Source organism: Sorangiineae bacterium MSr11367, assembly GCA_037157805.1.
In the GTDB taxonomy this organism is placed as follows: Bacteria; Myxococcota_A; Polyangia; order Polyangiales; family Polyangiaceae; genus Pendulispora; species Pendulispora rubella.
Genome location: CP089983.1, coordinates 1737654 through 1749012 on the forward strand (window position 1 = coordinate 1737654; position 11359 = coordinate 1749012).

At 62.0% G+C, this 11359-nt stretch carries 9 protein-coding genes and 1 pseudogene; 5 read left to right on the top strand and 5 right to left on the bottom strand.

Annotation, left to right across the window (positions count from 1 at the left end):
- Positions 1-15: 15 nt before the first annotated feature.
- Together LVJ94_06860 and LVJ94_06865 are read right to left on the bottom strand one after the other, a co-directional pair.
- A complete protein-coding gene (locus tag LVJ94_06860; protein ID WXB06956.1) occupies positions 16-855 on the bottom strand; it encodes an alpha/beta hydrolase in 840 nt (279 codons plus the stop codon).
- A 64-nt stretch (positions 856-919) separates the two neighbouring features.
- Positions 920-1378, bottom strand: a complete 459-nt coding sequence (locus LVJ94_06865; protein ID WXB06957.1) for a hypothetical protein — start codon at positions 1376-1378, stop codon at positions 920-922.
- Positions 1379-1444: 66 nt separating this feature from the next.
- Between LVJ94_06865 and LVJ94_06870 the strand changes: the two genes are divergently transcribed.
- Positions 1445-2416 (top strand): YafY family transcriptional regulator, encoded by a 972-nt coding sequence (locus tag LVJ94_06870; GenBank protein ID WXB06958.1) that lies wholly within the window; start codon positions 1445-1447, stop codon positions 2414-2416.
- On the opposite strand, the gene LVJ94_06875 is transcribed toward LVJ94_06870, so the two are convergent.
- Positions 2372-3112 (bottom strand): TetR/AcrR family transcriptional regulator, encoded by a 741-nt coding sequence (locus tag LVJ94_06875; protein WXB06959.1) that lies wholly within the window; start codon positions 3110-3112, stop codon positions 2372-2374. The two genes, LVJ94_06870 and LVJ94_06875, sit on opposite strands and share 45 nt — an antisense overlap.
- Before the next feature lie 354 nt (positions 3113-3466).
- On the opposite strand from LVJ94_06875, the gene LVJ94_06880 reads away from it, so the two are divergent.
- The gene (locus LVJ94_06880) at positions 3467-4183 is read left to right on the top strand and encodes a hypothetical protein (GenBank protein ID WXB06960.1); all 717 of its coding nucleotides are present in this window, start codon (positions 3467-3469) and stop codon (positions 4181-4183) included.
- Positions 4184-4325: 142 nt separating this feature from the next.
- On the opposite strand, the gene LVJ94_06885 is transcribed toward LVJ94_06880, so the two are convergent.
- Positions 4326-5159, bottom strand: a complete 834-nt coding sequence (locus tag LVJ94_06885; protein WXB06961.1) for a hypothetical protein — start codon at positions 5157-5159, stop codon at positions 4326-4328.
- A gap of 139 nt (positions 5160-5298) precedes the next feature.
- Here LVJ94_06885 and LVJ94_06890 point away from each other — a divergent pair, with 139 nt between their 5' ends.
- Positions 5299-6630, top strand: coding sequence for a DUF2156 domain-containing protein (locus LVJ94_06890; protein WXB06962.1), 1332 nt, complete (start codon positions 5299-5301; stop codon positions 6628-6630).
- 1 nt (position 6631) lies between these two features.
- Here the strand turns inward: LVJ94_06890 and LVJ94_06895 are convergent, their stop codons facing one another.
- Positions 6632-7060 (bottom strand): hypothetical protein, encoded by a 429-nt coding sequence (locus tag LVJ94_06895; protein WXB06963.1) that lies wholly within the window; start codon positions 7058-7060, stop codon positions 6632-6634.
- A gap of 1973 nt (positions 7061-9033) precedes the next feature.
- Here LVJ94_06895 and LVJ94_06900 point away from each other — a divergent pair.
- A complete protein-coding gene (locus LVJ94_06900) occupies positions 9034-9690 on the top strand; it encodes a hypothetical protein (GenBank protein ID WXB06964.1) in 657 nt (218 codons plus the stop codon).
- A 327-nt stretch (positions 9691-10017) separates the two neighbouring features.
- Positions 10018-10487 (top strand): annotated as a pseudogene (locus LVJ94_06905) (ATP-binding protein).
- Positions 10488-11359: the final 872 nt, after the last annotated feature.

The following is an 11359-nucleotide window of genomic DNA, read 5'->3' on the forward strand; positions in this document are numbered from 1 at the left end:
CCCTCCGAAACGAGACTATCGGCCGGCGTTTTGTGGAGTTGTGGGAAAAGCGACGAAGCGTGCGATGGCGGCGGGGACGAAATCGTCGTCGCGGAGGAACAGGTCTCCGTGGTGCCCGCCTTCGACCACCGCCAGCTGCGCGTGCGGAAACATCGCGGCGAGCTTCTGCCCCATGGCCAAGGGAATGAGCTCATCCGCGGCGCCGTGCAGAATCAACACCGGCAAGGCGATGCCCGGTGCCTTGGCCGCATTGTCGAATCGGTCGCGAACCAAAAGCGACCCTGGGAAGATCCGCAGCACCACTCGCGCCATGTCGGGGATGCTCGTGTACGGCGAAATGAGCACCAGCTTGGCCCCATACCCGCGTCGCGCCATTTCCGTGGCGGCGCCCGAACCGATGGACTGACCCACGAGAACGGTGCGCTCGCGCGGAACCCCGAGCTCTTTCTCCAAGTGAACGAGCCCCGCCTCGGCGGCTTCGTAAATGGCGGCTTCGGAAACGGATTGCGCTTGTGCCAATCCGTATCCCGGGTACTCGATGGCGTACGCCCCCAGCCCGTGCGCCGTGAAGAGACGCAGGATGTCCGGCAGATCGCCAAGCTGCTCACCGTTGCCGTGGAAGAACACCAAGGTGGGCGCGTCGGTCTGCTTGGCGGGCGCGTGAAGCGCAAACACCTCGCGCCCTGCCGCCGCGATGCGCACGACCTTCCCCTCGGGCATGGTGACCTCCCGGGGCGCGTTGGTCGCCGCCGGAAAAAGAATATCCCGCTGCTTCGCAAAGACGAGCGCCGCCAACCCTGCGTACACCACACCCACGCCGCCCACCGCGAACCGAACGAGTTTCCCGAAGGTCATCGTTCGTTAGCTTGCCAGAAATCGCTCCACGCGCGCACTCGACGATGCACGGAAGGCGTCGAGGTCAATCCCGCAGCGGCGAGAAATCCATGATCCAGTTCGTTTCCCAGGTTCGTCCGCCGTCGTTCGAGAACGCTTGCTCCCAGCGCGGCGTCTTCGTGTCGATGCGCGACCAGATGAAGCGCACGCGGATGGGTTGGCCCTCGAAGACGTCGTCGCCTTCGAAGGTGCCGGTGTTGCCGGAGAACGAGCCCGTCACCGGGGCCTCGAGCACGCCCGTGCGGCTGCTGGCCCAGTAGATGGACCACGCCCTGGTCGCACGATTGAAAAAGCGGAAGCTCATTCCGATGAATCCGCCGTCGTGATCGGTGCGGAACTCGTCCTCGTTGCCCACGCCGCCGAGCAGCGGGCGGCAGACATTGGTCGCGTCGAACTCGTCCCATTGGGTCGAGCCTTTGAGCCGCTCGCGAAGGCGGCGGTTGCGAACGTGCCATTGGCCCATGAAAAAATCGAAGTCGTTCATGGGACGACACCCTAGAGTCCAAATAGGACACAATCGGCCCTAATTGCCGCGTACCATGAAATGCCGATGCCCCGTCCCGTCCGCCCTACGACGCGCGTGCTGACCGTTCTCGAGTTGCTGCAGACCCACGGGCGCATGAGCGGCGCGGAGCTGGCGCGGCGGCTCGAGGTGGACCCGCGCACGGTGCGCCGGTACATCGCCATGCTCGAGGAGATCGGCATCCCCATCACCGCGGAGCGCGGGCGCGATGGGGCGTACATGCTCGTGGCCGGCTTCAAGCTGCCGCCCATGATGTTCACCGACGACGAGGCGCTCGCGCTCTCCATCGGCCTGCTGGCGGTGCGCGGTCTCGGGCTTGCCGAGGCGGTGACGTCGGTGGCCAGTGCCCAGGCCAAGTTGGAGCGCGTAATGCCGGCCAACTTGAAACGCCGCGTGCGCGCGGTCGACGAGACGGTGACGCTCGATCTCGCGCGCCGCGGGCAGGATGCGCCGGAAAGCAACGCCGCACTCGTGGCCCTCAGCGCCGCCGCGCAGGCGCACACCCGCGTGAGCATGCGCTACCGCGCGGGCGCGCAGGAAGCGACCCAGCGCGACTTCGACCCGTACGGCCTCGCCTACCGCAATCGGCGCTGGTACGCCGTCGGCATGTGCCACCTGCGCGGTGGCCTGCGCTCCTTCCGGCTCGATCGCGTGGAGGAGGTCCGCCCCATCGCCGCGCGCTTCACCCGGCCCGATGGCTTCGATGCCCTTGCATACCTCGCGCTCTCGCTGGCGACCTTGCCGCGCGCGCACGCCATCGAGGTGCTGCTCGAGGCCGATCTGGAGACGGCGCGGCGGGCGCTCTTTCCCGCCGCCGGCGTGCTCGAATGGACCGGCGAGCGCACGCTCTTGCGCAGCACCGCCGACGATCTCGATTGGTTCGCCCTCGAGCTGGCACGCCTGCCGTTTCCCTTCGAGGTGCGCGCGCCCGAGGCCCTGCGCGCCGCGATGGTGTCACTCGCTGATCGGCTGCTGCGACTCGGGCGCCCGCACGCCTAGGTAGGCAAGCAAACTCGAGGTCATCTCTTCCGCCCACGTCGACCACGAAAAGTGGGTCTCCTTTGGCGTGTGCGGTGCCATGAGCGAGCGAAACTGCATCGTGCCCATCACCATGCGCACGGCGAAGCCGACGGCCACGCGCGGATTCGGATGCGAGATCTCGTCCTTGCGCTCGGACATCATCGCGAACAGAACCTCTTCGAGCTCGACCCCGGCCTTGCTCAAGTGTGCGATCACCACCGGATCTTTGTGGGCCTGCTCGTAGAACGCGCGCAGAAAGCCTTCGTGGCGGCGATGCAGTTCGACCACCAGCGCGATGATGCTGCTGATGATGGTCTCGGTGTCGGCCTCCTTCCAGCCTTCGCCCGTGGTCAGGCCGCGCAAGGTGAGGAGGCCTTCTTCCAAGTGGTGCAGGACCACGTAGCGGAAGAGATCTCCCTTGTCCTTGAATCGCGTGTAGAATGCACCCACCGAGCAACCCGCCTCGCGCGCAATGTCCGCGACGGTGGCTCCGTCGAGTCCACGTTCGGCGACGAGCTTCTCGAAGGCCGAGACGATGCGATCGAGCTTGAGGCGGCTGCGCTCTTGGAGGGGGAGATTTACCCACCGAATCACACTTGGACTCGTGGGTTGCTGCCGGCGCCGCTCGGACGTCTTCCTGGGCGGCATTTCCTTGGGGGCGCGGCTGGTGGACATCGAACCTAAGGAATATGAGCGGTCATTCATCGCGGGTCTAGAGGTTGACGGAAAGCGAATCATCAGCTAGGCAAAATATGAATCAAGATTCTGGTTCGCAATAGCGATAAGAAAAAAACAGCCTGCTCAAACGTTGGTGGACGCGACGGAGCATCTACTGAAGTCACGAGCGGGGAGAGTCCGTCGTTCCGAAAGGGGTGATTCATGGGTCCCAGGTTCGCAAAAGCCGCCATCGGCGTGCTGGCCATTGGCATGATCGCGGTCTCGGGTACGAGCGCAGACGCCGCGGAGAGCGCGCCGTCATCCGGCTTCAACGATTGGAGTTGTAGACCTTCCGCGGCGCACCCGAATCCGGTGGTGCTGCTGCATGGCCTCTTCGGCAATGGCCCCGGAAACTTCAGCTTCGTGGGCCCGTACCTGGCGTTGAATGGTTACTGCACCTTCGCCCCCACGTACGGTCAGGCCATCCCGGGATTGCCGGTTGGAGGCTCGATCCACATCGCCGATTCGGCCAAGGAAATTGCCGCATACATCGAAAAGGTGCGCACCACCACCGGCGCGGCCAAAGTCGATATCGTCGGGCACTCCGAGGGCGGATTCCATTCGATCTACGGGCCCAAGATGCTCGGCTACGCGGACAAGGTCGATCACGTGGTAGCGCTGGCGCCTCCCACGCACGGGACGACGTTCCTCGGTTTGGTGAGCTTGGGCGACTACCTCGGACTGCGTCCCTTGGTCGATCAGGTGCTCAACACGGTCGGCTGCCAGGCGTGTTCGGAAATCATCGTCGACGGCGCCGAGGTGAAAAAGCTCGAGGTGGGCCCCATCGCGCAGCCGGGCGTCGACTACACGATCATCGTGTCCAAGGCCGATCCCCTCGTCGTTCCGCACGAGAACTCGTTCATCCGAGAAGAGGGCGTGAAGAACGTGTACTTGCAGGACACGTGTCCCTTCGATCCCGCAGGCCACATCGGCCTCGCCTTCGATCTGGACGTCGCCCAAATGGTCGCCAACGCCCTCGACCCCACGCACCCCCGCCGCATCACCTGCAGCTTCGGCCCACCGCTGTAGAGTCGACGGAAGAGCGTCGAACCGCCAAGACGCCAAGAGCGCCAAGGGGTAAGGGTGCATGAATGACGCCGTTCCTCGGCGTTCCAACACCCCATTGCTTCTTAGCGTCCTTGGCGTCTTGGCGGTTTCCTTCTTCAGTGCTCTAGCGCGCGTGGACGCCCAGTGCGTTGACGTCGAAGCTGAAGCTGTGGCCGTTGGCGGTGGCGGTGACCTTGATGGAATCGGCGTCGACGCGGGAGTACGTGACGGTGAGCGTCTTGTCCTTGGGGGTCTCGAGCACGTAGGTGCCTGCCTGGGGCACGGGATCCTTCCAGCGCATTTCGACGCCTTGGATTGAGAGATCCCAGCGGCCGTGCGGGCCCGTCCAGCCGAGGGTCCCGCTGTCGGTGAAGCCCGCGGCGATGTCGCCGGCGAGCGCGGTTTGCGTGCGGTTGCCCGTGCCGTGGCCGGAGCGGCCGTCGGAGATGCGTGTCCAGGTGACGTCGTGGGCGACCCGGCGCGTGGGGGTCGCCGTGTTCCAGGTGACTTCGGCGGTGCCGTTGACCTTGACGATGCCGTTCGAAAAATCGGTCCACGTGTGGTCGACGACGATGCTGCCCGCGTCGTTGCGCGTGACCTTGACCTGCGATTTGCCAGAGAACGTGTGGCCTCGGTACACGCAGCTGCCGGGGCGCGCGCCGTAGGTGATGCTCAACGTACTGCCCACCAACGTCGTCTCGGCGCAGGGCAGCTGCGTTGCGATGAACGTGCGAAGCTGCGTGGCGGCCGCTTCGACGGCGCCGCCGATGGTGAAGTTCGTGGCGATCTCGATGCTTGCGCTCGTAAGGTTGTTCGCCTGCGAGCTCAGTGAGCTCTCTTCGACGGCCTCGAGGGCCTCGGACTGCGAGAGCGCCTCGTCGTTCCCCGTCTTGCTGGCGCAGGCTGGCAAGGTCAGCGAGACGAAGGCCAGCGAAGCGAGCAGCCTGGTGATGCGCATGGGGGCGCAGGGTTGCAGGGGCCTTGCCATACATTTTTCCGCGGAAATGCGCCGCACCGCGAGGGGGGTGTGGACGCGCGGTAACACGAAGCAAGTGGACGCCCGCCCATGATCACCCTAAAAATCGCCGAAGGCCGAGATGCGATCGCGTGTGCTCACCCTGCTTCGGGACCACGGGTTCAACCGGACCTCCTTTCAAGTCCTGGAGGTCGGCTTTCGCTATTGGTTCTGCGAGCAAGGCTGCGTCGCCTACGCCGACACCGGGCATGCGTGGGTTGCGGCCGGTGCACCCATCGCGGGCGACGATGCGCTCGCCGCCGTGACCGCGGCCTTCATCGCGGCCGCCCGGGAAAAAGGGCGCCGTGTCAGCTTCTTCGCCACCGAAACGCGCCTTCTCGAAGCCTCGAACGAGCTCGCGTCGCTGCAGATCGGCGAGCAACCGGTGTGGGATCCGGCCGGCTGGCCAGACATCGTCAAAGGCAGCCGCAGCCTTCGCGAACAGATCCGCCGTGCCCGGGCCAAGGGCGTGACGATTCGCAAGCTCGCCACCGAGGAGGTCGCACCCGGCTCCGTCGCGCGCTACGCGATGGAGACACTCGTCGCGCGCTGGCTCTCGACGCGGGCCATGGCGCCCATGGGCTTTCTCGTCGATGTGCAGCCCTTCGATTTTCCCGAAGAGCGGCGCTACTTCATCGCCGAACGCCAGGGCGCCATCGTCGCCTTCTTGGCCGCGGTCCCAGTGTATGCGCGCGGCGGTTGGCTCATCGAAGACTTGGTGCGCGGTACGGGCGCTCCGAACGGCACGGGCGAAATGCTCATCGACCAGGCGATGCGCCTGTTCGCCGCCGAGGGCAGCCACGACGTCACCTTGGGCCTGGCGCCCCTCTCGGGCAGCGTGAACCGCTGGCTCGGCGCCGCACGATCCGTGGGGCGGGCGCTCTACGATTTTCGCGGCGTGCAGGCCTTCAAGGCCAAGCTAAAGCCGGACCGCTGGGAGCCCACGTACCTCGCGTACCCCAAGGGCACGAGCGCGATGTTCGCCGTCTACGATGTGCTCGTCGCCTTCGCGCGCGGCAGCCTCTCGCGCTTCGGCATGGAGACGCTTTTGCGGGGCCCCGCGTTCGTCGTCCGTGTGCTCGCGGCGCTGCTCGTGCCGTGGACGATTTTGCTCGCCTCGGTCGAGACGCGAAAGTGGTTCCCCGCGCCGTGGATCAAGTGGGCATGGGTCGGCTTCGACATTGCGGTGATGATCGGGCTCTTCGCCCTGTCCTCGCGCTTTCGCCCGCGCCTCGCGCGCGTGCTCGCCGCCGCGGTCACCATGGACGGCCTCCTCACCCTGACGGAGGCCGTCACCTTCAACGTACCGCGCGTGCACGGCCCGACGGACTGGGTCGTCATCGTGCTCGCATGCCTGGCGCCCACCCTGGCCGCCGTCGTCCTCTGGGGAGCCCAGGCCACGCGAACGAGTTAGTTCACGATCCGGACGCGCACTTGGAGACGATCTTGAATTTGCGCGATCCGCGTTCTTCCGTGCCGTTCACCGTGACTTTCTTCGTCTGCGGGTTGAACTTGGCATTCTGGACGAGCCCTTTGAAGTTGATGCCACCCTTGATGACGACGAGTTCGCTCCGAAGGACCTTGTCAAGGCTGGTTCCGCTACGCTCACCATCGAGCGCGACTCGAGCCCCGTCGTAGTAGCACTCCGTCATGTGAAAGTCGTAGGTCTTCGCGCCAATCGTTACCTTGGCCAAGCCGTAGTCTCCGAACTCTTCGACGCCGAAGTCGTCGTCGTCATCCGGTGCGATATCTCCCGCTTCGTCTTCTTGTGCGTAGGCGATGGTGCCAAGGGCGCTCGAGAAAGAAAGAACGGAAAGGGCAATGATCGAAAGTTTGAAATTCATGTAGATGTTGTTTTCCGTGCACTTGGATTTGCTTGGAAAGCTGCTTGCCAATCGATATAGCCTGTGGAACTCCAAATGTTCGTATCAATATGTCTCCGTGTGTATCTCGATTTGTATCGAGGTGTTTGAACGCTTTACCATCATCCCCTGATGGTACCCGCGCGGAGTTTTGTGTCACGGCCGGATCTATGTCCTCAAGGTGAACGCCTTATCCATAGATTGCGCCTGCTTTGAAAGAATGCTTCTCGGCATGTCGAACCGTCGAGGTCTTATTCGACGCCGTGCAGAGCATGCCCGCTTCTCGCTCAAATGATGATTTTCGATTTCGAGTCGACTGGAAGTTCAGAAATATCGAGAGGCACCGTCATGTTCGTCGAAGACGATGGCCCCTGGCCGAACTCGTTCGCGCGTACCTCGATGAGCACGGATTCAACGTGAAAGTCGTGACGATGCTATCGACTGCATTCAGCAAGAGAAACCCGATCTGGTGCTCCTCGATCTCTCCCTTCCCGGCTTCGATGGCCTGTCCGTATGCCGGGAGATTCGAGCTGAGTACACGGGCATCATCGTGATGATGACAGCGCGAGTCGACGAAGTGTTGTGTCTGGAGTCGGGGCCGACGACTACCTGACCCAAACTGATTCGCCTACGCGCGCTGGTCGCCCGCTTGCGCGCCCACCTGCACCGGACCGACAAGCGGAAGCCCCCGCGCAGAGAGCGCGGGCGGATCGTGGTTGGCGACTTGCGGATCGAGCCTGCGTGCCGCTTGGTGACTTATCGCGGCGCGATGATACCGGTATCGTCCTCCGAATACGAACTGCTCGAAACCCTTGCGAAAAGGGCAGGTGAGGTCGTCCCGCGCGAAGATCTTCTGGGTGCCGTGCGGGGCATTCCTTATGACGGATTGAATCGTTATACCGATTCACGCATTTCGCGCCCGCGTCGCAAATCGGGAGATGAGCCACAGAGGCCGTCAGTCATTGTCTCCGTTCACGGTGTGGCGTACACGGCTGGCGGCGACCCACCGAGCGGACGACGGACACCCGGATGATGGCGGGTAAATGGCAAAGCAAGATACATTTCGATACCAATTCGAGACGGCATCGTGGATGCGCTGCAGCTATATATCGATCGACGTCGCAGCGACTTCTCGTTTGTACATGTATATATCAACGAAAGGACGAGTTCGTGGTAGCCTTCAGATATCCTGTTTGCGATATTATTACGCCGAGCATGATACTTGGTTACAACAACCGAATCATGCGGTAGCTCGAGCTCGACCTACCATCCGCCGTCGTAATACTCCGGGCAGCGCAAACAGAGCTCGCCAAAGGCGTCACACCGCTCATCAACAATGAAGGACTCGAGGAGCCAATGCTTGGCACGTCGGGGAAGGATTCTTCAATCGCTGATGGGCTCTCTCAGTCCCAGCACCGCAGGGGGCAATCGCATTGTTTGACTAATTCGTTACTAGTGGTTGGAGCTCGCGAGGCTATCTTCCTGTGTGCTTTCATCGCATCGTGGCAGCCCTTTGTGCCCTCAGCGTCGATGTCGTCTGCTGAATGAAATGCGACGTTATACGAGATTGTGGTAATTCAATGGTTTGGTTGTATGCCTCGTGTGAACTATCGAGAAACAAGGTGGCCTAGTCTTTCGATGATGAAAACGCGCCCAGTCTGTGGACTGGGTTGCGGTTCACAAGACACGCTACACGAGCCGGGTTTCTTCTTTTTTTTGAAGAATTTGAATGTGTGTGAATTGCGACTACTCAGGGGACGGTTGAACCAGAAGCTGCAAATGCGAATCACTGGGGCAAACCATAACGGTATCTTCGTCGCATTCGTTCTTTACGGATCGTTGGATGGGGTCATGACGACGTTCTAACCAATATGTCTCTGCGTAAATGTGAAATTAAGTTTAAATGCAACTCATCGCACAGCGCGACATTTTATCGTCTTTCTTCGGAGGCTCTCATGCGTTTTCATCGTTCGCCGCTCCTCGCTGCACTCTTTTTGTCTTCGGTCGTTGTCCTTTTCAGTCTCGCCGCGAGCGCGCAGGATGCGACCTCGATTCCGAAGGATGCCCCGCGGGCCGAGGGCGAACGGTCCGATTTCAAGCGGGTGGCCCTCGTAATTAATCCGCTCGCCATCGGCATCGGGCGTTACAGCATCCAGGGCGAATACCTCCCGATGCCGCACCATGCCATCACGTTGAATCCGTTCTTCGCACACATTCCGGTCACTGTCAGCTTGAATGGGCAAGACGTCGACGCCGGCTCGCTAAACGGCTTCGGCGGCGAACTTGGTTATCGGTTTTACACCGGTACCAAAGGCGCGAATGGTTTCTTCGTTGGCCCCTCGCTCCTCTTTGCTTCGTACAGCCAGAGCTCGGGCAACGCCGACGCATCGAAGAGCAAATCGAGTGACTCCTTCTTGAACTACGGCGCCGCCCTGGACATCGGCGGGCAAGCGGTGATCGGCCCGGGGATCGTAGTCGGCGGTGGATTCGGCCTTCAGTACACGAAAACTAGTGAGGATATCAACACGGACAACCTGAACCTCGCCAGCGCCGTCGTCGCCGGCGGCGGTGTTCGTCCGCGCTTCCTCTTTGCGCTCGGGTATTCGTTCTAGCGAGGTCCGGAAGTAGACGAGGCGGACGGGCGCGCAGGAACTACGAACATCGGGGAGGTGGGAGTGTCAGTTTGGTACTGACCCCACTTTCTGCGATGTCGCACGATAACGTTCGAATGAAGGCTCGCTGCAGCCTTGGGTGATATCGTCCGATTCATCGCCCGCCTGATGGTATCCGCGCGGATGTTTGCGTCAGATCGGCCAGGCGTGCCAGTTCGCAGGGGCATGGGGCCACTTGAAGCAGTTTTTCGCAGCATCATGGGGCCACCCTTTCGCAGCATGAAGGGGCCACCGGCGAGGGAGGCTTGACGAGATTTTCGCGGCGTCATGGGGCCACCCCGGACCGAGTTTTCGCAGGACGGCTACAACGTGATCTTCGCGCGCGCCGACGAGACGCTTCGTCGTCTTCGTCAGAGCCGCTTCGACAACTCACGTGACGCCGAAATGACCGCGCTTACGACGGTCGCTCTTTTGATCCTCGACGACTTTGCTCTGGAGCCAATGTCGAAGGAAGAGAGCAAGGATGTCTACCAGCTTTTTTGGAGCGCACCGGTCGCGCGTCCATGATTATCACTTCAAATCGAGACACCGCCGAATGGCTCGCGATGTTCGACGACGTGCTGCTTGCGCAGAGCGCTGTCGATCGATTCAAGAACTCCGCCTACGATTTCGTCATCGAAGGCGAGTCGTACCGCGCGCGCCTCAAGCCCACCATCGATGCATCGGCTCCTGCGCCTGATGCACCGGCGATGAAGCAAAAAATTCATCCACGGTCGCGAACCCGCCGGCGTCACTGATCCAGTCTTCGGCGGGCGGCCGGCTCTCGTCGTTGTCGCCCGTCGAGGTGGCCCCATGGCCCTGCGAAAATCTTCGGATCCGCCATGTTCGAGAACACGATTTTCGACCTGTGGACTTTGAGCCCGATCCGCGGCATCCTGCTCATGGTCGTTCGCTCTATCTCCCTGGCCCCATGACCCTGCGAAGGGGGGGCCCCATGGCCCTGCGAACTGGCACCAGGCGCATCTACTTTGGAGAAATCTTCTTCGGCATGTCGACGCGCTGAGCCTCGTTAGCTGTTTATTGGAGCATAGTCCCTGCTGCGCGACATCCTAAGGCCGCGGCTGGCCTCGCGCTCCTGAATCAGTGCGTATTCCGAAGGACTCGGGGCCCCGCGTCCAGGAGCGAGAAGAGAGCCCCCCCAGATGGTCCCCGCTCCCGCCATCTTTTTATGGCTGCCTTTCAGGTCGAGAACTCGACCATCGTCGCGACGGCCAAGGGGCTATTTCTTGAATCGAAATAGATGCGGTGCACTCGCGGCAGATCTCGAGTAGCGAGCGGCCGTCATTTGAGCGCGCACGTGTGGGTACCCGTGCCCTGACCCCAGCACATCAGCTCGCCCTTGCCGACCAGAACGCAAGTATGATGGCCCCCAAGGATCATGTTGGTCGCTTCCCTGATCGTCTTGACCTCGACCGGCGTGTCGCGGAACACGGACTCGCCTTCACTTCCATCGCCAATCTAGCCATGGGAGTTCCAGCCCCAGCACCACAAGCCAGCACCTTGAAGACGGGCGCACGTATGGAAATGGCCAGCCCGTACTTCTTCTGAGTTGGGTAGACCATTCACCATCGTTGGTGTTGACCTCATATCGCGATCACCCACATCCAAT